The sequence below is a fragment of the Bradyrhizobium sp. RT6a genome (assembly GCF_040547675.1).
Lineage (GTDB): Bacteria > Pseudomonadota > Alphaproteobacteria > Rhizobiales > Xanthobacteraceae > Bradyrhizobium.
Genome location: NZ_JBEPQC010000003.1, coordinates 670,942 through 694,035, shown reverse-complemented (window position 1 = coordinate 694,035; position 23,094 = coordinate 670,942). Strand labels below are relative to the sequence as shown.

Here is a 23,094-nt window from a genome sequence, read left to right as displayed (position 1 = left end):
TAGAGCCGCCATGGACCCCTTTGTGATCAAGCTGATCGGCTTTGCCGCCGCGACCTGCACCACCGTGGCCTACGCGCCGCAAGCCATCAAAGTGTGGAAGACCCGCTCCACCGGCGATATTTCGCTCGGCATGTTCCTGGTCACGGTGCTGGGGCTGGCGCTCTGGCTCGTCTACGGCCTGCTGTCGGGCGATGCACCTCTCGTCGCCGCAAACGCCATCACCATGGTGCTCGCCGGCGGCATCCTGTTCATGAAGCTGAAATACGGGTGAGCCACCCTTCTTCAACTCTCCTCGCTTGCGGGGGAAGAGGGAGAGGATCACCCACCGAACACATACGACGCCATCGCGACATTCGCGACCTCGTCGACGAAGACGCGCTTGCCCGCATCGCTGCCGGCAGCGCCGGCGGCCACCATCAGCGGCAGCAGATGATCTTCACGCGGATGCGCGAGACGCGCACTCGGTGCGTTCTCCCAGTCAACCAGCATCGCGTTGCGGCGCGCCGCGTCCTTGTGGCTGATCGCCTCGTTCAGATACGCCTCGAAATCATATGAGACCGGCTTCGACTCCGCGCGGCCGAACCCGCGCATGTTGTGATAGGTGAGCCCGCTGCCGACAATCAGAATGCCTTCGTCCCGCAGCGAGGCAAGCGCCTGCCCGACCTTGATGTGCTCGGCCGGATCGTAACTCGATCTCAGCGACAGCAGCACGATCGGCATGTCGGCGTTCGGATACATCAGCCCGAGCGGCACGAAGGTGCCGTGATCGAACCCCTGGTTGGGATCCTCCCGGCAATCGACGCCCGCGCGCGTGAGCAGCGCCTTCACCTCCGCGGCGAGCTCGGGCCGGCCCGGCGCCGGATATTTGAGGTGATAGGTGTGCTCGGGAAAACCGTGATAGTCGTACACCATCGGCGGATGCGCCGAGGTGGACACGGTGAAGGCGTCAGCCTCCCAATGTCCTGTGATGACGAGCACGGCCTTGGGCTTCTCCGGCAAGAGCTGCGGCAGCCGGCCGAACGCCTCCGCGGTCTTCGCATATTGCACCCGCCTGTCCTCCATGAACGGCCAGGGACCGCCGCCATGGGACAGGAAGAAGGTCGGAAATCGCACCATGGGTGAAGGCTCGTTTCGTTGGCAATAAGCGCGTGCGAGCTGCCCGCGCGATCGGCCGCGAGCATAGGCAAACCCGTATGGTTAGCAAGACGTTAACGATTTTCCGCCCAGAATCCCGGGCGTAGCCGAAGGAGTCGGCCAGCAGCCAGGGACGTGAAATGAAGAAGTTTGCGTTGGGGGACGTGGTCAACAGTGACAAGGGCCGCCGCGGCGTGGTTCGCGCAGCCTACAGGTCGAAGGAAGGCCAGCAGTTCTACGCCGTCGAGAAGGACGGCGCGATGGATTATCTGGAGGAAGACCGGCTGAGCCCGGCGCCGCGCGTCGAACTCGCGGCTTAAGTCCAACTCATCCTGCCCTAACGCCCGAACCGGTCCAGGCGCTCCGATAAGGGGTCGTCTCCGCTGGCGATGCGATCGTTCGTGATCAGCAGCAGGCGATCGTTGCCTGCGGCCGCATCCCAATGCGGCAGGTCCGCACCGTTGGGATCGCCGCTCCTGGCGAAGTTGATCCAGTAGGCGCGCATGCGATTTGCGACCTCGCGATCGGCTCGTGACAAGATGCCTGCACCGGGCACACCTTCGACGCCGAAGATGAACTGCAATTCCCGCCCATGACCGCCCTCGGGGTTTGCGCGCCGTGCCTCCGGCACATAGGCGAAGCGATAGCGAAAGGTCGGCGCACCGCTGGCGGCATGCAAGCGTGCCAGCAATCTCACCGGCTCGGAGAAGACCCTGTCGGTGTAGAATCTTGCCGCGCGGGCGGAAGGTCTGGCGAGGTCGGGATAGAGCCTGCGCAGTTCATCGCTGGTGGTACCTGACGACACCAGCTCTTCCCGGATATCAAGTTCGCTATCGAAACCCGTCTCGTCGTCGTTCGAGCCGATGATCAGAGGAATGCGGCTCTCATGTCCGGCCGCGAAGCCTGCGGCGACGTCCTCGCTCGCCAGACTTCCGTCGATCGTCGGCGCGAAGCTGCGCGGCGATTTTTCCAGGAGATGTTTTTCGACGGCAAGCAGAGCTCGCGGCTCGGCTGTGCGCAGATCGGCCTGTCGCCCCAGCGCTGCTAAGAATTGCCGGCCCACAATCTCGGCCTCTTGTGCCGAACGCAGGCGCGCACGACCGGGGATCGATTGCAGAATGGCTTTCTGAAAGAGCGCGCGCGCTTGCGCCGACAGCATCAGCAGCGCGATCGAGGTCGCGCCTGCACCACTGCCAAACAGAGTGACATTGTTCGGATCGCCGCCGAAGGCAGCGATGTTGTCGTGCACCCAATGCAGCGCCGCGATCTGGTCCATCAGGCCGTAATTGCCGGAGCCGCCTTCCGACAGCGCGGGATCGGCGAGCCAGCCGAACGCGCCGAGGCGAAAATTCACGGTCACCACGATGAGCCCGGCCTGCGCCAGCCTGGCACCGTCGAACAGCGGATCGTTCGCGGTGCCGCTGACGAAAGCGCCGTCGTGGATGAACAGCATCACCGGCAGCGGGCCGTCGACCCCGAACGGACGGAACACGTTCAGTGTAAGGCAATCCTCGCTCGATCCCGGCAGCGACGGCTGAAGACACGGCGCGCCATAGGCATAGGCGGTGCGCATCTCCGAACTCTCGGGTGCAGCCTGCGGCGGACGCCAGCGTAGCGGCCCGATCGGCGCGGCCGCATAGGCCAGCCCCTTGAACGAGGCCACTTCGCCTTCGACGGCGCCAAGCATCTGTCCTTCGCGCGTCAGCGCAAATGGAAACTGGCCAACCGGCTGGGCCGCGGCCGAGCCGGCGCAACAGAGGACGAGAGACGTCGCAAATAGCGCGAACACGGACCGCATCTTCGGAGCATCTCGATGCGCGGAAGGATTTTAGGCAGGTTATGTCCGTGGCCCGCTGCGAGGCAAGCGTCGCGGCCGCGCCTAGCTCCCCTTGGCGACAAGCTCCGCCAGTGCGTGCCGTGCGATGATGCCGAGTTCACCGAGCGTGGTGTGACCGGACCGCGCCGCCTCGATCAGCCGCTGGGCGATGAACCTGCGGCTGTCGTGATCGCCGCCGTGCGGCAGTTGGCGGCACGTCTCCTCCAAGACGACGTCCATGTTCGCTTTGGTCCGCTCACTCAACTCTGTCATGACGCCCGTCGGCACGCGTGGCAAAAACAAGAGCATACACAGATGGATCGACCCTGATTAGCCCGGGAAATCACGGCCCTTGTGCATCGCGATGCGTGTGCTGCCGCAACATTCACGCGGCCATGATGACGCCGCAAATGGCTACCGAAGATTGCACATGGCGTGATGACAAGCCGAACCTGCAGCGATAGCCTGCCGGCAAAACAAAACACACGGGAGGAAATGCCATGCCTGATGCAATGGTTGCTGCGCGTGCCTCTGACGCGGGGCGCGGAACCAGCCAGCAGGTCGACGTTGCCGTGGTCGGCGCCGGATTTGCCGGCCTCTACCTTCTCCACCGGCTGCGCAAGGCCGGCCTCACGGCAGTCGGCCTGGAAGAAGCCGGCGACGTCGGCGGCACCTGGTACTGGAACCGATATCCCGGCGCGCGCTGCGATATCCAGACCATCGACTACAGCTACACCTTCGATCCGGATCTCGAAACCGCCTGGACCTGGTCGGAGAAATACGCGACCCAGCCCGAGATCCTGCGCTATCTCGGCTTCGTCGCCGACCGTTACGATCTCAGGCGTGACATCCGCTTCAAGACCAAGGTCACGGAAGCGAAATGGGACGAGGCGACCGAACGCTGGCAGCTCACCACCGACAATGGCGCGCCGGTCTCCTGCCGCCATTACATCATGGCCACCGGCTGCCTCTCGGCGCCGAAGCCGCCGGAGATCGACGGCGTCAAGGACTTCAAGGGCGAGGTCTATTTCACCGGACGCTGGCCGCATGACGGCGTCGATCTCGCCGGCAAGCGCGTCGCGGTGATCGGCACGGGATCGTCGGCCATTCAGTCGATCCCGCTGATCGCCGAGCAGGCCGCACACCTGACCGTGTTCCAGCGCACGCCGAATTTCGCGCTGCCGGCGCATAATGGCCCTGCGCCTTCCGATCGCATGAGCCTGCTGCAAGGCGATCGCGCGGCCTATCGCGAGCAGGCGCGCCAGTCGATGGCTGGCGTGCCCTATCCGCAACAGACGGTCGTGAGCTGGCAATTAAGCGATGCCGAGCGCCGTGAGCGGTTCGAACGCGCCTGGGCGGCCGGCGACCTCGTCCACATCCTGACCCAGCTCTGGGCCGACCAGGCGGTCGACATCGACGGCAACAAGATCATCCAGGACCTGATCCGCGAGAAGATCGGCGCCGCCGTCAATGACCCCGAGACCGCCGCGGCGCTGATGCCGGACGATCATCCCTTCGGCGCCAAACGCCCCTGCCTCGATACCAACTATTACGCGACCTACAACCGGCCGAACGTCACGCTGGTCAATCTGCGCCAGGAGCCGATCAAGGCGATCACCGCAAGTGGGATCACCACGGCCAAGCGCAGCATCGACGTCGATGTGATCGTGTTCGCGACCGGGTTCGACGCCATGACCGGCGCGATCCGCGCCGTGCATCCGATCAGCGGACGTGGCGGCAAGTCGCTCACCGATGTCTGGGCGCAGGGGCCGCAGACCTATCTCGGGCTTACGGTCGAGGGCTTTCCGAACTTCTTCATGATCACAGGGCCCGGCAGCCCGTCGGTGCTGTCGAACATGGCGGTGTCAATCGAGCAGCATGTCGACTGGGTCGTCGATCGGCTCAAGGCGTTGCGCGACGCCGGGTTCACCACGATCGAGCCGACCGAGACGGCGCAGGCCGGCTGGAACAGGCACATGGCCGATTGCTCGATGGTGACGCTGCACCGGCTCGCCAACACCTGGTACACGGGCGCCAACGTGCCCGGCAAGGTGCAGGGCTTGATGCCCTATACCGGCGGCGTCGGTCCCTATCGCAGCATCTGCGACGAGGTGGTCAGCCGCGGCATGCTCGGCTTCAAGCTGACCGGCCCCGATGTCGCCGCGCAATGCAATGACGGCGAGGTGGTGCGGCTGCAGCCGGACGTGCGGCTGGTGCTGAACCTGCTGGCGTCGCTCAACCTGCCGCCGATCGAGTCGATGGGCGCGCAAGGCGCCTGCGCCTTCGTCAATGAGTTCAACAAGGGCCGTCCCGCCGGACGGCCGATCGGCGACATCGTCGACGGCACCCTGCCTGGCGCCGACGGTCCCCTGCCATATCGGGTCTACAAGCCGGCAACATCAGGGCCGCATCCGGTCGTGGTCTATTTCCACGGCGGCGGCTGGGTGCTCGGCGACGAGCAGTCGGACGATCCGTTCTGCCGCGACATGGTACGGCGGACCGGCATGATGCTCGTCAGCGTCGGCTATCGTCATGCGCCCGAGTATCGTTTCCCGGCCGCGGCCGAAGACGGCTATGCGGCGACGCGCTGGATTGCTGAGCACACCGCCGAGCTCGGTGGCAGGCCGGGCCCGGTGCTGGTCGCGGGCTGGAGCGCCGGCGGCAACATCGCCGCCGTCACCTGCCAGCTTGCGCGCGATCGCGGCGGGCCGGATATTGCGGGCCAGCTCCTGATCTGTCCGGTCACCGACTGCACCTTCGACCGTCCCTCCTACAACGACAATGCGACCGGCTATTTCCTGACCCGCTCGCTGATGTACTGGTTCTGGGACCTCTATTGCTCGCCGGCCGACCGCACCGATTCGCGCGTCTCGCCGCTCCGCGGCAAGGTCGCAGGCCTGCCGCCGGCCTTCGTCGTCACCTGCGAATTCGATCCGCTGCGTGACGAAGGCATCGCCTATGCCGAAGCGATGGCAGCCGCCGGCGTCCCGGTCGAGCAACTCAAGGCCCGCGGCCATTTCCATTCGTCCTTCACGATGGTGGACGTGATCATCACCGGCGCGCCGGGCCGGGTGCAGATGGCCGAGGCCTTGCGGCGCTTCGCCGGGTTGCCACCGGAGGTCAGCCGCGGCGACGATCACAGCCAGGTTCGTACCAGCCCGGGGCACAGGATCGCGGCGGCCGCGAGCTGAAAGCGAATGTTGGCGGGAACTATTTCCCGATCATCGCGTTTGGTGCTGTGGCATTGAGATGCAGTATTGGGTGTAGGCCCCGGCACGCAGGCTTGTGTGCCGGGGTTCTTTTTGCGTGAGGCGGAACGATGGGGGACGTGGTTGAGGATTCAAAGGTCGATTTTGGTGTCCTGGCGGTGCTGCATAAATGGCCATCGCTTGCGAACCAGCGGCGATCGGACAGGGCGTCCTACCAGGTGATCGAGGGCACGCTCGACGAATGCATCTCGGCGTTCATGGCGAAGCCGGCGGCGACCAGGCATCTCTATGAGATCCGCACGATCGCGCAGCCGCCGCTGGTCACGGACATCCTCTCGCCCGAGCACATCACCGAGCTGGCGCGGCTGCGCGAATTTCTCTGATCTTCGCAGAAAGCACCGGCTGAGCGCAGGAACCTTCTTCCGGTTTTTCCCGTTGATGGTGATCGGAAGCGAAGGCGTGAGTGCCTCACATGCTTGAAGCCGGCGTACCAGCCCCGGTCGTGCCCTATGGCGCAGACCAGACCTTGTTCGTGGTGATCGACCGCCTCGACAAGGCGACTGAAATCCGTGTCGAGCGAAGCGATCTCGACGCCACGATTGGCGAACTCGTCGCGGGCTGCTTCAACGACCCCGTCAAGGTCATCTCGTTCAACACGCTCGAGCACTGGATGAAGGATATCTCGACCGACGTTGCCGGCGAGATTCGGGCGCGCTGCGACATCGATGGCATGACCCTGCCCGACTATCTCAGCGACTTCGTCGAGAGCCATAGCTGAGCGCGCATGGTGTGATGAGTATCAGGCGCGTCGGTACTTGCCGGCGATGACCTCGATCTCGCGGCGGCGTTCGCCTGCGAAGGTCAGGAGCTTTTCGATCGTCAATGTATCCGTGATCCGCTTGGCGAGCCGCTCGGCGCGTGTAGCCTGATCTTCGGGATACTGGATCGTGTTCAAACGCCGCCTCCCAAGAGCTTAGATCTGGAGTCCCCAATGTTTGGGTATCCATGGTGGCTGGAGGCGGCTAACAGCCGGTTAAGCACAGCGTTTCGGATCGATATAGCTGCAAATTATTGCACCACATCGAGCCGGACATTGGTGACACCCTTGTCGACCATTCCCAGCGCCTCGGCCGCGGAGGGAGAGATGTCGACCACGCGTCCGCGAACATACGGCCCGCGATCGTTGATCCTGACGGTCACGAAGCGACCGGACGAAACGTCGGTGACGCGCAGCTTTGTGCCGAAAGGCAGGCTGGGATGGGCCGCGGTCAATTCATTCTTGTCGAACCTCTCGCCGCTCGCCGTCTCCGTATCCGAATAGAAGCTGGCGACACCATGCGAGACGCTTTGCTTTGCGCCGTCGGGGACGCGCGCCCGGCTGATCGGACGCGGACGCAGCGCCGCCACCCTGTGCGGACGCTCGACGATGGCCTGCCGGCTCGTGCCGGCCAGATCGGCCTTCTGGCGGCCGACCGGCGATTGCGCACACGCCGCAAGCGACGCCGCGCCGATGATGGCGAGCAGTATCCGGCACAGGGTTGCCAACGAAATCCGGGCATTTTCGGCACGTGCAAAGCAAGACATGATGCGCCCTCCGAATGCCCCGAGTTTCGGCGGGCAATGAGGGCAGAACCTTGTCGGAACGAAAGCGCGCCTGAGGCCGCAGCCGTTTCGCGTTTAGCTGTGGCGATTCCACCACACTGGCTTGTCCTGAATCGAGACAGATTCTTTCGCGAGCACCTCTCTCACTCCCTCTCCCCCGTTCTTGCGGCGAGAGGGAGTGGTGAGGAGCCGCCTCCGCGAGCCCGGCTTGAATGTAAGCGTCAGTACTGCGGCTCGTACATCTGGGACTGCACCAGTCCCTTCACATCATTGGGTGCGGGTCCGTCCGCGAGCCCGCGCTGAAAAGCGACGTCGGCGACGGCGGCGGCGATACGGACCGAGACCTCGCGGATGCGCGGCAGCGCCGGATAGAGGCTGCCCTGCGCAAGATCGTCCTTGCCGACGCAATCGGCGAGCGTATGGGCGGCCGCCATGAACATCTCGTCCGTCACCAGCCGCGAGCGGCTGGCGATAACGCCGAGGCCGACGCCCGGGAAGATGTAGGAATTGTTGCCCTGGCGCGGCACGAAGGTGCGGCCGTTGAGCTTGACCGGGTCATACGGGCTGCCGCAGGCAAACAGCGCGCGGCCCCCGGTGTAGCGGTAGGCGTCCTCCGCCGAGCATTCGGCCTTCGAGGTCGGATTGGAGAGCGCGAACACGATCGGCTGCTCGTTGAGCTCGGCCATCGCCTTGAGCACGTCGGGCGTGAAGGCGCCGCCGACCGCGGCAACACCGATGATGGCCGTCGGCTTCAGCGTCCTGATCGCGGTGAGGAAGTCGGCGATCGGCGCCTGGTCGGCATGGGCGTAACGGAGCTTGTGACCGGACAGGCCTTCGCGGCCGCCGACGACGAGGCCGCGGGAATCCACCAGCCAGTTGCGGCGGAGCGCTTCCGCCTCGGAGGCGCCCTCCGCCATCATGGCGGACGTCACGAGATCGGCGATGCCGGTCGCGGCCTCGCCCGCGCCGAGGAACAGGATGCGCTGATCCCTCAGTCTGCCGCCGTTGACGCGCAGGGCCGAGAACAGGCCGGCGAGCGCCACCGCAGCCGTGCCCTGGATGTCGTCGTTGAAGACGCAGGCCTCGTCGCGATATTTGTGCAGCAGCTTGAATGCCGAATGATTGGCGAAATCTTCGAACTGGATCAGCACACCCGGAAAGGTCTTTCGCGCGGCGACCATGAACTCGTCGACGAAGCTGTCATAGGCCTCGCCGGTGAGCCGCCGCTCGCGCAAGCCGAGATAATAAGGGTCTTTCAGGAGCTCTTCGTTGTTGGTCCCGACGTCGAGCACGATCGGCAGGCACGTTTCGGGATGCACGCCGGCGCAGGCCGAATACAGCGAGAGTTTTCCGACCGGAATACCCATGCCGTTGGCGCCGAGATCGCCGAGGCCGAGGATGCGTTCGCCATCGGTGACGACAATCAGCTTGGCCGGATAGGGCCAGTTCTTCAGGATCTCGGCGATCTGGCCGCGATCGCGCGAGGAGATGAACATGCCGCGTGGACGCTGGAAGATCAGGCCGTATTTCTGGCAGGCGAGCCCGACCGTCGGGGTGTAGATGATCGGTTGGATCTCGTCGATATTGTCGACGACGACGCGGAAGAACAGCGCCTCGTTGCGGTCATGCAAGGCATTCAGCGCGACATATTTTTCGAGATCGGTCGGCAGCGTGCGCAGATTCACGAGCACCCGCTCGACCTGGGTCTCCATCGTCAGAACGCACGGCGGCAGCAGCCCGCGCAGCCCGAGATCGTCGCGCTCCTGCGCGGTGAAGGCGGTGCCCTTGTTGAGCAGGGGATCGCGCAGCAGCGCCATGCCGTGCACGGAATCGGACGATGTCGAATGGGCGCTGACCCGAGCAGGTCTATTCACGAATTCCCCCAGGGAGTTTCTTATTGAAGGGCGGGCATTGTCGGCCAGCGCTCACCTGAGATCAAGGACGCAGAAAACTGCGGCAATGATTGTGATCCCGCACCGCAGCGAGGTTTTGGTGACGGGCAAAGGTTAATGCCGTAACGCTCCCGCTCCTCATGGTGAGGAGCGCGTCTTCGCGCGTCTCCAACCATGCAGGCCCCATCTCGCCCGCGGCGCATCCTTCGAGACGCCCGCTCCGCGGGCTCCTCAGGATGAGGAGGGTATTATTCAGCCTTGATGTCGGCGGCCTTCACGATCGGCCACCATTTCTCGGTCTCGACCTTCTGGAAGGATCCGAGCGCTGCGGGCGTTTGCTGATCGGACGGAGGAATCTCCTGCCCCAATTCGCCAAACCGCTGCTTGACGGCGGGATCGGCAAGCACGGTGACGATGGCCGCGTTGAGCTTCGTGACGATCTCCTTCGGCGTGTTCTTCGGTGCCCAGATGCCGTGCCAGTAGGAGATGTAGAGACCGGGCAGCCCCGCTTCGTCGACCGTCGGGATATCGGGTGCGGAGGCGAGCCGCGTCGGCGACGTTACCGCGAACGCCTTGATCGCACCGTTCTTGTAATGCGGCAGCGAGTTCGAGGCCTGATCGAACATGATGTCGATCTGCCCGGCCACGAGGTCGATCATGGCGGGCCCCGCGCCGCGATAGGGCACGAACTGGAAGTCGGTGCCGGTTCTCTCCTTGAAGAAGACACCGGCGACGTGGGCACCCGTGCCGGCGCCGGCCGTGCCGGCAGTCACCTTGCCGGGGTTGGCCTTCAGCCACGCGATCATCTCTTTCAGATTGTTGGCCTCGAGCGACTTCCGGCCGACGATGAGCTGCGTGCCCATCGCGATCATCGCGACCGGCTCGAAATCTGCGATCACGTCATAGGGCAGCTTGAAGATCGCGCCGTTGAGCACATGCGTGCCCCAATGGCCGATCGTGATCGTGGTGCCGTCAGGCGTTGCGCGCGCCACGCGGGCGCCGGCGATGCTGCCGGAGGCGCCCGCCACGTTTTCGACCACGATCGTCGCGTGCAATTCGGCGGCGATGCGTTCGGACAGGATGCGCGCCAGCGTGTCGGTCGGACCGCCCGCCGCGAACGGCACCACGAGAGTGATGGGGCGCGATGGGAACGGCTGCGCTCTCGCTGGAGCAGTCCACGCTGCACTTCCGAGCAACGCACAAATGACGATCACATGACCGCGCAGTCCAACCCACCGCCCCCGCATCAATCTCTCCCACCCTTTTTGTCGCCCGCATGTTGTCAGCGGGCTGGAGCCGGAGTGAACGCTGTCGAACGGATGGAGGCAAGCCGGAAATGATGCCGGACCGCTTAGGACATGTACTCATAAACTCGCGCTGCACTTCGTGTGAGGTCCGCCCTGCCTCCGATACCGGCCGTGTTGGCGCACCTCACCCTAGGTCCGAGTTGGGCCAATAGGCGACATTTTGAGCCCATCCAATCCGATCGTTCGGCGTACTTTTGAAATAGCAATCGGAACTAGGAAACACTGGGAAGTCCGCGCGTTTAGGGAGACGGGGCAACACACTGGAGGAAAGCATGCGAACAACAACTCTCGCGATGATAGTCGTTGCCGGAAGCGCGATTGCCTTCCAAGCAGTGGCCCAACAGCAAAAGGCCGCACCTAGTGAGCAAACCAAGGAGGAGATGCACCGTGGTGTAGACAGTGGGCTCAAGACTAGCGAGCCCAACGAGCAGATGCAGCGTGATGCAGACAAGGGGCTCAAGACACGCAATTCCGGACAGTCCGGGTTCGTGGCAGATCAAGACAAGCCGGGCGCTTCTGCGCACCCTCCGGGCCGGCCGGAAAGCGAACGGACCACCGGTTCGGGTAATCAGACCGGCGCTCCAAAATAGAGCCGTTAGCGCTCACGTCGGCGGCGAGTCCAAATGTCCGTTTGGGGTCACAAGCGACCTTCGACCGGATGCACCGCGAGGTCGGGTACGGGCCAATAGCCGACATCGGCTATCATCTAACAGGGATGCCAGCCGCGACGACGTCACTCACGGGTCGGTTTCGGTTTATTCAGCCACCATCTTCGAATTACCAAAAGCTGCCCTGCGCACAACGCCAGTCCCAATGCAGCCATCATCACGCAAAGAGCGAGATGCGCAACCAAGCCTATAGGGTGAGTTTCATAAGTGATGATCTGCCAGTGGCGGAGGTTGTCCACCCCGCGTCCAAACGAGACGAGCAGTCCTCCTGTCGTGTACCAGTTGCACAGCTGGGCAAGCCCTATCCAAGCTACTAATACGCAGGCGCCCCAACCGGCGACAAACCCGCCGATCGATTTTATTATGGTCAGCCACCCCGTCATAATCCGTGATTTTGCCATCCTTCAGCAAACTGGGTCATCTCCCAAATTGAACCGAAGCTAACAAAAGGTTGAAGATACAGGAATAGATCGTCGGCTCTTGCCTGCTGACGTTATCCCTGCAGGGATATCCGCTTCGGGTCACGAGCCGCCGATCACACGCAGGGTGGGAGACTTCCGCTTTGGATTGGTAAGCCGACGTTTAGGGGTGCACGCCCTATCCTGCCGCTCGACGCGGCGTCAGATGAGCGGCGCTATCGGCCGGCGGCGCGATGTGCATCAGGATGGTCTGGGTGGCGGATGCGACCTCGATGCCGTTGTGCTGGAAACGCTGCTTCATGCGGCGGTTGAATTCGCGCTGCACCGGCCAGCGGCCGGCCTCGGTGCAGCGGATCTGGCCGACGATCGACACCATGGCTCCGTCGACCTTGTCGATGCCCCAGAGCTCGAGATCGCCGCGGATCAGGCTGCGGAATTCCACCTCGCGGCGCATCTCGTCGACGATTTCCTTGAGGATCTGGCCGGCGCGATCGGTATCCTCCTTGTAGGCGACGTTGACGCTGACGGACGCATTGCCGGCGCCGCGGCTGGCATTGGTGATGGTCGTGACCGCGCTGAACGGCACGATGTGCACGGCACCGTCGCCGGCCCTGAGCCTGATCGTGCGGATCGAGACGTTCTCGACCACGCCCGATAGCCCCGACACGCTGACGCTGTCGCCGACCTGGACGGTGTTCTCCAGCAGCAGGAACAGCCCGGTGATGAGGTCCTGCACCAGCTTCTGCGAGCCGAAGCCGATGGCGATGCCGACGATGCCGGCGCCCGCCAGCAGCGGCGCGACATTGACGCCGATCTCGCTGAGCGCCGTGAGGCCGACGACGGTGGCGATCACGCACAGCAAGGCCGTGCGCAGCATCGGCTGAAAGGTCCGCAGCCGCGCGGCGCGGGCATAGTGGCCGTCGCGCGACAGCGTGTTGATCTGGCGGTCCAGCAGCGCGTTGCTGGCTTCCCAGATCGCCGCCGCGATGAATACGGCAAGTCCGATCGTCACCACCGCCGAGATCAGCCGGCTGCCGATCTGGCCGCCATAGAACCAGACGATGGCGTCGACGCCCCAGACTTCGAGCACGGCCACCAGACCGATGAAGGCGATGACGCCAGATACGATCTTGCGCAGCAGCGGCAGGTAGCGATTGGCGCGGATTTCGAGGCCTGGAAAGCGCTGGAGGATTTCCGGCTTGATGCGGAAGCCGCGGTCGATCAGGCCGAGCGTCAGCATGATGGCGACACGCGTGATCAGCGCCACAGCGATGGTGCCGACGAAATATTGCAGCAGCAACGAATAGCCGTTGCGAATGTTCAGCGCCCACACGGCCCATAGCGCCAAGTCGAGCGCGATGGCGAGATAATGCCAGCCGCCCGCAATGCGGTTGCGCAGTCCCGCCGCGATCCCCTGCCGGTCGGCCGGCGCGCGGATGGCTTCGGCGACCTGGCGGCGGCATTGCAGGATGATCACGACGATGAAGAGATGCACGACCAGCATCACCATGCGCAGGAGCGCGGCATAGCCGCCGCGATGCAGGCCGAGCAGCAGCGCCACATTCGCAAAGGCGATGCCGGAGACGCCGACACCGACGATACGGCGCGCCCAGATCTCGATATAGGCAGCGGTCTCGGCCTTGACCGGAAACAAGCCGAACGGTCCCGCCAGCACACGGACCACACAGATGAGCCCGCGCGAGAACGCATAGGCGTTGACGACCGCGAGGATCACGAGACGGACGGTGGTGGGCTCCCCGATCTCGGTGCCGAGCAGCGCCGTGGCGACGCCGACAAAGACCAACACGGGTAGCAGCTCGAGCAGGAAGCGTCCCAGCACGAGGGGCAGCCGCAGCATGATTTGCCAAGCCCGCGCCAGGCTGTGGCGGCGCCTGTGCAGTTCGGGCGCGGGGGTGACATCGGCGACCGATAACGGCGGATCGGCAATGGGCAACACCTGCACCGGCAGACGCGCCGTTTGCGGCATGCGCCCTTCCAGGAACACGACGGGGCGCCGGATCAGACGGAACATCACCCATTCGGCGCAAAAGGCGCAGCCGAACACCAGACCGAGCTTCCAGGCGATCTCGATCAGGAGATTGTAGGCCGCGGGATCGTTCGCGGTCCGCACGATCCAGTAATAGAACGCCGGGAAATGCGTGAGCGTCCTGGCCATATCGGCGACGTCTCGCGAAATTTCGCCGATCTCCTCAGACACGGTGAGCATGAGCTGCGCACCGAGGCCGTCGGCCGCGAGCGGGATCGGCGATTTTGGCTCGGGCATAGGCTGCTGTGGACCGGACGCATTGGCGATCGCGCGCAGCGTGTCGATCATCTGCGTGCGCTTCTTGTCGTCCTGCAGCGTTTCCAGCGCCCGCTTGGCCTCATCGGGCGACAACGCGGCAGCGCTGTTTGCCGTCGGCGCAGGCGGCGCGGCGCGGGTGCTGGAGAGAGAGGAGATCGCGATCAAGAGCGCGGCGAGAAGCGCGGAGGCAAGCTTATGCGACACGAGGGATTCCCTGGGAAAAATGAATGCGACGGCGACGTCGGGCCCGTCACCGCCGAAGCACATGCATCATGTCGGATCGACGCTATTCGCCCGGGCGCTGTGTCGGAAGTTGGCCAATGAGGCGACATTCTCTTGGCATTTGCCGCGGTGCAGGAAGCGGGAACCGTGGACTCAAGCCGAGGGAAGAGTATGCGGCAGCATTTCAATGCAGATTGATGCAGTTGAGCCTCATCCTGAGGAGGCCGCGAAGCGGTCGTCTCGAAGGACGAGGGCGCTCGCTCAGGCGCCGCCGAGACGTCATGTGCGATCGCCCTAATATGCGATCGCCCTGCGTCATTCCGGGAGTCGGCCCGGAATGACGCGATGAGGAGGAGGAGAGAAGCAGGATGTCAAAAGCGCGGCGGCCTTGTTACGGCCATCCGACATGATCGCTGTGATGCAATCGATCTGATGCAGAGTACAGCGCCGGGCAGGTAGGGGCTATGCCACACTGATGCAGCCCACTAGACCTTGGCCCGGCGTGCCGTTCGCGTTTCTGCCGCTATGCGATAGTCCGAACGAGCTCCATCGCACTTAACGCGGCTGGTTCTGCGGAGGTGGTGTCATAGACCTCCCCTTGCTCTTGATGTGGACGTTGCGCGTCGCTTGTTTGCGACCATTGGGATGGTCCTCCCGTGACGCAAGACTGTCAAGCAAGATCAATGGCGCGCAAATCACATTTGAGGGCGCGTTCCATTCCAGGGCGACGGATTCACCGCTGCCGAAACACGAGAAGTGGACGAGTTACGAGACTGCCCTTCCCGCAAATGTAGAGCGCGTCTGCTACGGGTTGGCGCGTGGGTACTGAGGGATTGGGGATGATGACATCATACCCCTGTTTTGCCCGACGAGTCAAACCGCTTCGACAAATCCGCAATCGATCGAGCTGGCCTTCAAGTCATTGATTTCGCTATCCCCGGCTACTGTGCATGGGGTTGTTTTCGCGTTTTTTGTTTCTTGTCCGCCTTCTCCTCCTTCTCCAGCGCCTTGCGAACCTCGTCGAATTCGCCCAGCGAGGCCTTGTCGGCGCGGGGGAAGCGTAGATCGAGCTTCTCCAGCGCCGCGACGATGGCCGACCCGATCACGACGCGGGCGAACCATTTGTGGTCGGCCGGCACGACATACCACGGCGCATGCGGCGTGGCCGTGTGCCGGACGATGTCCTGATAAACTGCCTGATAGCGCGGCCACAGCGCGCGCTCCTTGATGTCGTCCATCGAGAACTTCCACTGCTTGGCCGGCTCCTCCAGCCGGTCGAGGAAGCGCTCGCGTTGCTCGTCCTTGGACAGGTTGAGGAAGAATTTCAGCACCACGGTGCCGTTGCGCGAGAGATAGCGCTCCCACGCAGAGATGTCCTCGAACCGCTCCTTCCAGATGTTCTTGGTGAGGACCTTCTGCGGCAGCTTCTCCTTGGCGAGGATCTCCGGGTGCACGCGCGTCACTAGGCATTCCTCGTAATGGGAGCGGTTGAAGATGCCGATATGGCCGCGCTCCGGCAGCGCGACCGCGTGGCGCCAGAGGAAGTCGTGGTCGAGCTCTTTGCTGCTCGGCGCCTTGAAGGCACTGACTGCGCAGCCTTGCGGATTGATGCCCTCGAAGATCGCCTTGATCGCCGAATCCTTACCGCCGGCGTCCATCGCCTGGAACACGATCAGCACCGACCAGCGGTCCTGGGCGTAGAGCTTCTCCTGAAACGCGATCAGCCGCTTCTTGTTGGCCTCGAGAATCTCCTGCGCCTTCTCCTTGTCGAGGTCGCCCTTCTCGTCGGTCTTGTGGTCCTTGAGATGAAACTTGCCCGAACCATCATAGCGGAATGGCGTGATGTAGCGGTCAAGCTCCTGGGCGAGCGATTTGGACGACTTCTTGCTCATGAGCGCGGGGCACCTTGCGTTGCGGCTTCAATCGATCGAGCAAGCTACCAAGGATGCCCTTCGGAAGGAATATGATGAAAAGCACGAGCAGCACGCCGTAGACGAGATTGTCCCAGCCGACCGCCTTGGTGCCAAAGCCGATGCGCAGGGTCTCAGCCAGCATAATCGTGATGATGGCGCCAAAGGTCGGGCCGAGCGAGACGAACAGGCCGCCGACGATGGCCGCGAACACCATCTGGAGCGACACCGCGATGCCGCTGACCGTGTCTGGCGTGATGAACATCTGGTACTGGCAGTAGATCGCACCCGCAAGCGCCGTCATCAGCGCGCTGAGCAGCGTGATCTTCAGCTTCTCCGCGGTCACGTCGACGCCGGCCGCGGCCGCGGCGTCCTCGTCCTCCGAGATCGCCTCCAGCGCATAGCGGGCCATGCTGCGATCGACCCAGTGCCAGACCACGATGCCGAAAAGCCAGACCCCGAGCGCGATCAAATACCAGGTGATCTTGTCGTCGAATTGCAGCGCCCAGAGCTTGTTGCCCGCGGCCCGGTTCGGCGTGTAGCCGAGCGAGCCGCCGGTATAGTCGCGCGTCGCCGTGATGACCTGGAGCACGATGCCGGAGAGCGCGAGCGTCACCAGCACGAAATAGTGCCCGGTGATGCGGAAGCGAAAGCAGGGATAGCCGACGATCAGCGCCAGCGCGCCGGCTGCGACCATGCCCATGGGGATGCCGATCCAGGGCGACCATCCCAGGTGATTCCAGAGTAGCGCGGTGACATAGGCGCCGATTCCCATGAACCCGCCATGGCCGAGCGAGACCAGGCCGAACCGCCCCATCATCGACCAGGACGTATAGGCGAACGACCAGATCAGGATCAGCACCAGGATGTGCAGATGATAGGGATCGCGATAGACGAAAGGCAGCGCGACCAGCGCCGCCAATCCCACCGCCCAGGCTGCAAGTCGTCCCCGCCCCATCATCGGCGCTTCGCGAGCAGGCCCGCGGGCCGGATGAACATCATGACAATGAAGAAGGCGAAGGCGAGCACGTAGCCCCATTCGAGATCGGAGAACAGGCCGCCGAGCGAGATGATCTCGGCGAACACGAAGGCGGCGATGAAGCCGCCGATGAAATTGCCTAACCCCCCGAGCACGCAGATCAGGAAAGTGATCGGCCCGAACGACAGGCCGACGAAGGGATGCACGTCATATTGCAGCACAAGGAGGCAGGCGGCGAGCCCGGCCAGCCCCCCGCCGATCGCGGAGGTGATGAGATAGATCCGCTTCGTGTCGACGCCCATCAGCGCCATGATCTGCCGGTCCTGCGAGATCGCCCGGATCGCGGTGCCGGTGAAGGTCCGCGTCATGAACAGATAGACCGCGACCATGCCGACCAGCGCAGCCAGGAAGGACAGAAGTCGTGCGTAGCTGAAATTCATCTCGCCGAAGGCGAGCACCGGCAGGCGGATGCCGAGGTTGCGGAAGTCGATGCCGAAGGCGACGGTGGCAAAGCTCTGCAGCACGAACAGCACCCCGCCGGTCGCGAGCAACTGGTTGATCGGCGGCGCGGTGAGCAGCGGCGCGATCACGAGGTAATGCAGCGCCGCGCCGAGTACCGCGACCAGCAGGATGGTGAGCGGCGCGGCGAGGAAATAGCTGATGCCGTAATACTGCACCAGGAAATACATGGCGTACATGCCGATCATCACCAGCTCTGCGTAGCAGATCCAGGTCACGTCGATGACGCCGAAGATCAGATTGAGCCCGAGCGCGAGCAGCGCCAGCACGCCGCCGAGCAGGATGCCGTTGATCACGGCCTCCAGCAGGTAGATGTCGAAAATGTCTAAAAACGCTTGCATGCCCGCATGAACCTCACACCCCGAGATACGCTTCCTTGACCGTGTCGCTTGCCAGCATCTCGGCCGAGGTGCCTGAGGACCTGATCGTGCCCGCCTCGATCAGGTAGGCACGATCGACCACCCGCAGCACCTGCTGCACATTCTGCTCGACGATCAGCACGGTCAGCCCGCTGGCGCGGATCCGCTTCACCAGCTCGAACACCTGCTGCACCACGACTGGCGCGAGCCCCGCCGACGGCTCGTCGAGCAGCAGCAGCTTGGGATTCGACATCAGCGCGCGGCCGATCGCGCACATCTGCTGCTCGCCGCCGGACATGGTGCCGGCCATCTGGTGGCGGCGCTCCTTCAGGCGCGGAAACAGTTCGAACACCACGTCCAGCCGTTCGGCGTAGTGGTCGCGCGCCTCCTTCATGAACGCGCCCATCTTGAGATTGTCGTCGACCGAGAGCTGCGGAAACAGCCGCCGATTCTCCGGCACATGCGCGATCCCGAGGCTGACGATCTTGTGCGGCGGCGTGGCCACGACGTCGACGGCTTCCATTCCGATCGACCCACGCGAGGGACGGATCAGGCCGGAGATGACGCGCATCAAGGTGGTCTTGCCGGCCCCGTTCGGCCCGATGACGCCGACAGCCTCACCCGCCTTCACGTCGAGATCGACGTCGAACAGTGCCTGGAACGTGCCATAGCCGGCATTAACGCCGCGGAGCTCCAGCATCACTGCACCCCCGCGCGGCGGCGCGCTGCGGCGGCCGCGGCCTGCGTGGTCTCGGCATCGGTGCCGAGATAGACTTCGATGACGCGGGGATCGCCGGCAACGGCACTCGGCAAACCTTCCGATATCTTCTCGCCGTGATCGAGCACCATGACGCGATCGACGACGCGCATCAGCACGCCCATGATGTGCTCGACCCAGATGATGGTGATGCCGAGCTCGTCGCGGATGTTGCGCAGCATGTCGGCCGCCTGCCCCATCTCGGCCTCGTCGAGGCCGCCGAGGCTCTCATCGGCCAGCAGAAGTTTTGGCGCGGTGGCGAGCGCTTTCGCCAGTTCGAGCTTCTTTAGGCCGGCCGCACCGAGGCCATCGACGCTGGCATGGCGATCGGTCGGCAAGCCGACCATCGCCAGCGATCGCTCGGCAGCCTCCTCGGCCCTGGCACGGCTGTGGCGGCCCTGGCCGTAGAATCCGGCGAGCGCGACGTTCTCGAAGATCGTCAGGCGACGAAACGGCCGCGGGATCTGGAAGGTGCGACCGATGCCGCTGTTGATGATCCGGTGCGGCGGAAGGCCTGCGATCTCGGAGCCGCCGAACAGGATCGAACCGGACGTCGGCGCCAGCGTACCCGAGAGCATGTTGAAGATCGTGCTCTTGCCCGAGCCGTTGGGTCCGATCAGGCCGAGGATCTCGCCCTGATCGACTTTGAACGACACATTGTTGACGGCGGTGAAGCCACCAAACCGCTTCACCAGCCCGCTGACTTCCAGCACCGTCCCGCTCTCCTCTCTGCGCGCATTGGCGCTACTGATTGCTGTAGGTGGTGCCCTTCGGCAGCGGCAGCACGGCCTCGCGCTGCGCCTGGCTCTTGGGCCAAACCACGGAGGACTTGTCGTCGATGTACTGGATCACGACCGGGAACGAGCGCTCGTTCTGTCCGGCCATCGGCGTGCCCTCGCCGTAAAACTTGACGCCAAAGCCGAGCATGGTGCCCCCTTCGGGAATATCGGTGTCGAGCGCAGCCTTGCGCAGCGCATCCGGATCGACCCCGCCATATTTCTTGATCGCGCGCGGCAGCACGTCATTCATGAACACATAGGTGTTGGACGCACCGATGCCGACATGCGCCGAGCGGATGGCGACGCCGGGCCGGATCTTGTCGAATTCCTCGCCGACCATCTTGATCACGGGCGGGAGCTTGGGATCCATGGTCTTCTGGTTGGCAAGCCAGATCGAGATCGGGTCGGTGTTGAAGATGTAGGTGGCATCCGCGCCCATGCCTTCCTTCAGCTTCTCATAGACGCCGTAACCCGCACCGTGCCCCATCAGCGCGCCGAACTTCAGCCCCTGTTCGCGGGCCTGACGCAGCAACAACGTGATATCGGGGTTGTAGCCGGTGTGGAAAATGACGTCGGGCTTGGCCCGCTTCAACTTGGTCACCAGCGCGGAGAGGTCAGGCGCGGTGGCCGAATAGCCCTCCTTCATCACGACATTGAAGCCCGCCTTCTTCGCGCCGGCCTCGTTGCCCCTGGACACATCGACGCCATAGGCGCCGTCTTCGTGAATGATGGCGACGCGCAGATCCTTCGGCTCCTTGTCGAACTTCGCCTTGGCGTTCTGCGCGATGAAATCCATCGTCATCATGCCGAACTGGTCGCCGCTCGCCTGCGGGCGGAAGACGTATTTATAACCCTTCTCGTTGAACACGGCCGACGAGATGCAGGTCGTCATCCACATGAACTTCTTGAGCTGCTCGACGCGCGCCGCGACCGGCACGCATTGCGCCGAGGAGAAGAAGCCGAGCACCATGTCGACCTTTTCCTGCTCGAGCAGGCGGACGGATTCGTTGATCGCGATGTCGGGCTTGCTCTGCGCATCGGCGTAGACCGCTTCGATCTTGTAACCCTCGACGCCGGTCTTGGCGAAATGGTCAAGGACGATCTTTGCGCCGATATAGCCGAGCTCAGAGCCGCCGCCGGCGAGAGGCCCGGTCAAATCGAAAACGACGCCGATCTTGATCTTCTTTTCCTGAGCGTGGGCGGACACTGCCAAGCCCGTCGCTGAAATCGCGACCAACAGCCCACGTACCAAACGGGCAGCCATGCGCACGCGCATCAAAACCTCCCTGGACGATTGTGCATTGCATTCTTTTTAGGTTTGCAATTTTGCCCATCACATGGGCTGAGCGCAGCGATGTCAAGCCTCGCGCATCAGCGCAACGCGAACTGCTGCTCGACGAAGGCCGTGACAAATCGCGGCATGGACGGCGTGAGATCACTCATGTCGCGCACGAGATGAATGGCCGAGAGCTCTGGCTCGGCCTCGCCCGCCAGATTGGCTTCGATCCGCGCACGCGCCACATCACCCGGCATGTCCAGGTTGATAATTTTCAGCATTGCAATCGCGGGACCAGTGACGACGCAGTGCCAGTCCGGCTCGACCCGATAGTCAGTCGCGGTCAGGCCGGTCTCTTCCTCGAGTTCGCGGATCACACTGCCGGGAATGTCGAGCGTGTCGCCCCTGACGTCATCGAGATCGGGCGTCCCCGACGGGAAATAGATCCGGCCTGCGTTGGCGGTGTGCTGCGCCATCTCGCCCATCACGAATGCGCCGTCGGACGTGCGCAGCGCGCCCATGCCAAAGCCGTTGAACACGGCCTTGTCGGGAAAGCCCCAGTCGCGCCAGGCGAGGAAGCTCGCGAAATCGGTCTCGAAGTAGGTGGCGGCGAGATGGCCGTCGGCGAACATTGCATCGCGCCCGAGCAGGACGCGACCGTTCCAGAGCTTTGGCCGCTCGCGCTGCTTCTCGGCGAAATGCGCGGCGATCTCGGCGCGCCGCTCCTCCGCAAACACCCAGACGATCGGCCGCACGGCAAGTTCAAGCGTCGTGACCCGATGAATAATTGGTGACGTCATGACGCCTGATGACCACGCCTTCGCGTCGGTTATTTGGCGCTCCCCGTGGTCTTCTTGGCCTGCTCGACGTACTTGTTGGTGAAGGTCTTGCTGACGTCGATCTTGGCGTTCGCCACGTCGGGCGATCCGACGCTGAACACCGCGAGCACGGCGTCAGCGCCCTTCGGGTCCATCTTGCCGGTCTCGGAGTACATCGGGATCGTGTTCTTGAGGGCCGCGAGATAGAGGTCCTTGTTCTTGCCGACCGTCTCCTCCGGCATCTTCGCCATGATCTCCTCGGGCGAGTGCGAGTGGATCCAGGCGAGCGTGCCCAGGATCGCGTTGGTCAGCGCCTGCGTCTCCTTCTCGTGGCCGGCAACCCAGGCTGCTGTCGAGTACAGCGCGCCGCCCGGATATTCGCCCCCGAACGTCTCGAGCGTATCCTTTTGCGTGCGGGTGTCCGAGAGGATGCGCAGATCCTTGTGGCTGCCCTGGAGCACGGTCACGGACGGATCGAGCATCACGGCGGCGTCGATCTGGCCCTGCTCCATGGCGGCGACCGCAGTGGCGCCGAGGCCGACGCCGATCACGGCGGTGCTGGCGGGATCCACGCCGTTCTTCTTCAGCATATACTTCAGGAAGAAGTCAGTGGAGGAGCCGGGCGCGCTGACGCCGACCTTCTTGCCGGCGAGGTCCTTGATCGACTTGATCTCGTTGGTGTGCGAGGGCGAAACCACCAGCACGAGGCCGGGATAGCGGTCATAGACGACGAACGCCTGAAGCTCCTGCTTCTTGGCCGCGAGGTTGACGCAATGGTCGAAATAGCCGGAGACCACGTCTGCGCTGCCGCCGAGCACGGCCTTGAGCGCGTCCGAGCCGCCCTTGAGGTCCACGAGCTCGACATTGAGACCCGCCTTGTCGTATTCGCCGAGCTGTTTTGCCAGCACCGTGGGCAGGTAGCACAGGCAGGAGCCGCCGCCGATCGCGATGGTGACCTTGCTTTGCGCCGCGGCAAGAGCGGTGGTGAGCGTCAGCGCGATCAACGCGCCCGCGAGCCTGGCTATCGTGTTCTTCATTGGTTTCCTCCGTTCGGCTGGCGGCACCATAGAGCAGCCGGACTGGCTTGAGAAGCAGGACCGAAGGCGCTGGCCATCGGCCTTTC

At 63.7% G+C, this 23,094-nt stretch carries 22 protein-coding genes; 6 read left to right on the top strand and 16 right to left on the bottom strand.

Annotation, left to right across the window (positions count from 1 at the left end):
* The first annotated feature begins 10 nt into the window (after positions 1-10).
* Entirely contained in the window at positions 11-271 is a 261-nt protein-coding gene (locus ABIC03_RS21305) for a SemiSWEET transporter (RefSeq protein ID WP_354060734.1), read from the top strand.
* 47 nt (positions 272-318) lie between these two features.
* Here ABIC03_RS21305 and ABIC03_RS21300 read toward each other — a convergent pair whose 3' ends face one another.
* On the bottom strand, positions 319-1,116 hold the full coding sequence (locus tag ABIC03_RS21300; protein ID WP_354060732.1) for a DODA-type extradiol aromatic ring-opening family dioxygenase: 798 nt from the start codon (positions 1,114-1,116) through the stop codon (positions 319-321).
* 158 nt (positions 1,117-1,274) lie between these two features.
* Between ABIC03_RS21300 and ABIC03_RS21295 the strand changes: the two genes are divergently transcribed.
* Entirely contained in the window at positions 1,275-1,454 is a 180-nt protein-coding gene (locus ABIC03_RS21295) for a hypothetical protein (RefSeq protein WP_027519499.1), read from the top strand.
* A 17-nt stretch (positions 1,455-1,471) separates the two neighbouring features.
* On the opposite strand, the gene ABIC03_RS21290 is transcribed toward ABIC03_RS21295, so the two are convergent.
* Positions 1,472-2,932, bottom strand: a complete 1,461-nt coding sequence (locus ABIC03_RS21290; protein ID WP_354060730.1) for a carboxylesterase/lipase family protein — start codon at positions 2,930-2,932, stop codon at positions 1,472-1,474.
* A gap of 81 nt (positions 2,933-3,013) precedes the next feature.
* The gene (locus tag ABIC03_RS21285; protein WP_354060728.1) at positions 3,014-3,259 is read right to left on the bottom strand and encodes a hypothetical protein; all 246 of its coding nucleotides are present in this window, start codon (positions 3,257-3,259) and stop codon (positions 3,014-3,016) included.
* Positions 3,260-3,450: 191 nt separating this feature from the next.
* Between ABIC03_RS21285 and ABIC03_RS21280 the strand changes: the two genes are divergently transcribed.
* From ABIC03_RS21280 to ABIC03_RS21270, 3 genes are all read left to right on the top strand, one after another.
* Positions 3,451-6,141 carry a flavin-containing monooxygenase gene (locus tag ABIC03_RS21280; RefSeq protein WP_354060726.1) on the top strand — a complete coding sequence of 897 codons (2,691 nt, stop codon included), beginning with the start codon at positions 3,451-3,453 and terminating at the stop codon, positions 6,139-6,141.
* Between the two features lie 128 nt (positions 6,142-6,269).
* Positions 6,270-6,542, top strand: a complete 273-nt coding sequence (locus ABIC03_RS21275) for a hypothetical protein (protein ID WP_106946928.1) — start codon at positions 6,270-6,272, stop codon at positions 6,540-6,542.
* A gap of 89 nt (positions 6,543-6,631) precedes the next feature.
* The gene (locus ABIC03_RS21270; RefSeq protein ID WP_247358856.1) at positions 6,632-6,937 is read left to right on the top strand and encodes a hypothetical protein; all 306 of its coding nucleotides are present in this window, start codon (positions 6,632-6,634) and stop codon (positions 6,935-6,937) included.
* 21 nt (positions 6,938-6,958) lie between these two features.
* Here the strand turns inward: ABIC03_RS21270 and ABIC03_RS21265 are convergent, their stop codons facing one another.
* The 4 genes from ABIC03_RS21265 to ABIC03_RS21250 form a co-directional block, all read right to left on the bottom strand.
* The gene (locus ABIC03_RS21265; RefSeq protein WP_354060723.1) at positions 6,959-7,114 is read right to left on the bottom strand and encodes a hypothetical protein; all 156 of its coding nucleotides are present in this window, start codon (positions 7,112-7,114) and stop codon (positions 6,959-6,961) included.
* Between the two features lie 113 nt (positions 7,115-7,227).
* On the bottom strand, positions 7,228-7,743 hold the full coding sequence (locus tag ABIC03_RS21260) for a septal ring lytic transglycosylase RlpA family protein (protein ID WP_354060721.1): 516 nt from the start codon (positions 7,741-7,743) through the stop codon (positions 7,228-7,230).
* A 239-nt stretch (positions 7,744-7,982) separates the two neighbouring features.
* A complete protein-coding gene (locus ABIC03_RS21255) occupies positions 7,983-9,635 on the bottom strand; it encodes an NAD-dependent malic enzyme (protein WP_354060719.1) in 1,653 nt (550 codons plus the stop codon).
* A gap of 266 nt (positions 9,636-9,901) precedes the next feature.
* Positions 9,902-10,900, bottom strand: coding sequence for a Bug family tripartite tricarboxylate transporter substrate binding protein (locus tag ABIC03_RS21250; RefSeq protein ID WP_354060717.1), 999 nt, complete (start codon positions 10,898-10,900; stop codon positions 9,902-9,904).
* Between the two features lie 332 nt (positions 10,901-11,232).
* On the opposite strand from ABIC03_RS21250, the gene ABIC03_RS21245 reads away from it, so the two are divergent.
* Positions 11,233-11,550: a hypothetical protein gene (locus ABIC03_RS21245; protein ID WP_354060715.1), complete on the top strand. Its 318-nt coding sequence runs from the start codon at positions 11,233-11,235 to the stop codon at positions 11,548-11,550.
* A gap of 675 nt (positions 11,551-12,225) precedes the next feature.
* Here ABIC03_RS21245 and ABIC03_RS21240 read toward each other — a convergent pair.
* The 9 genes from ABIC03_RS21240 to ABIC03_RS21200 form a co-directional block, all read right to left on the bottom strand.
* Positions 12,226-14,556 carry a mechanosensitive ion channel domain-containing protein gene (locus ABIC03_RS21240; RefSeq protein WP_354060713.1) on the bottom strand — a complete coding sequence of 777 codons (2,331 nt, stop codon included), beginning with the start codon at positions 14,554-14,556 and terminating at the stop codon, positions 12,226-12,228.
* A gap of 959 nt (positions 14,557-15,515) precedes the next feature.
* Positions 15,516-16,466, bottom strand: coding sequence for a polyphosphate kinase 2 family protein (locus ABIC03_RS21235; protein ID WP_354060711.1), 951 nt, complete (start codon positions 16,464-16,466; stop codon positions 15,516-15,518).
* Positions 16,426-17,445, bottom strand: coding sequence for a branched-chain amino acid ABC transporter permease (locus ABIC03_RS21230; protein ID WP_354060709.1), 1,020 nt, complete (start codon positions 17,443-17,445; stop codon positions 16,426-16,428). Before ABIC03_RS21230 ends, ABIC03_RS21235 begins: the two co-directional genes overlap by 41 nt.
* Positions 17,442-18,323: a branched-chain amino acid ABC transporter permease gene (locus ABIC03_RS21225; protein ID WP_275173515.1), complete on the bottom strand. Its 882-nt coding sequence runs from the start codon at positions 18,321-18,323 to the stop codon at positions 17,442-17,444. The genes ABIC03_RS21230 and ABIC03_RS21225 overlap by 4 nt, the downstream gene beginning before the upstream one ends.
* Before the next feature lie 13 nt (positions 18,324-18,336).
* Positions 18,337-19,041, bottom strand: a complete 705-nt coding sequence (locus tag ABIC03_RS21220) for an ABC transporter ATP-binding protein (RefSeq protein WP_354060706.1) — start codon at positions 19,039-19,041, stop codon at positions 18,337-18,339.
* On the bottom strand, positions 19,041-19,811 hold the full coding sequence (locus ABIC03_RS21215; RefSeq protein WP_275173513.1) for an ABC transporter ATP-binding protein: 771 nt from the start codon (positions 19,809-19,811) through the stop codon (positions 19,041-19,043). Before ABIC03_RS21215 ends, ABIC03_RS21220 begins: the two co-directional genes overlap by 1 nt.
* Positions 19,812-19,842: 31 nt before the next feature.
* On the bottom strand, positions 19,843-21,153 hold the full coding sequence (locus ABIC03_RS21210; protein WP_354060704.1) for an ABC transporter substrate-binding protein: 1,311 nt from the start codon (positions 21,151-21,153) through the stop codon (positions 19,843-19,845).
* A 95-nt stretch (positions 21,154-21,248) separates the two neighbouring features.
* Positions 21,249-21,953, bottom strand: a complete 705-nt coding sequence (locus ABIC03_RS21205) for an NUDIX hydrolase (protein ID WP_354060702.1) — start codon at positions 21,951-21,953, stop codon at positions 21,249-21,251.
* A 29-nt stretch (positions 21,954-21,982) separates the two neighbouring features.
* Complete coding sequence (locus ABIC03_RS21200; protein WP_354060700.1) at positions 21,983-23,008, bottom strand: ABC transporter substrate-binding protein; 1,026 nt, start codon at positions 23,006-23,008, stop codon at positions 21,983-21,985.
* Between the last annotated feature and the right edge of the window lie 86 nt (positions 23,009-23,094).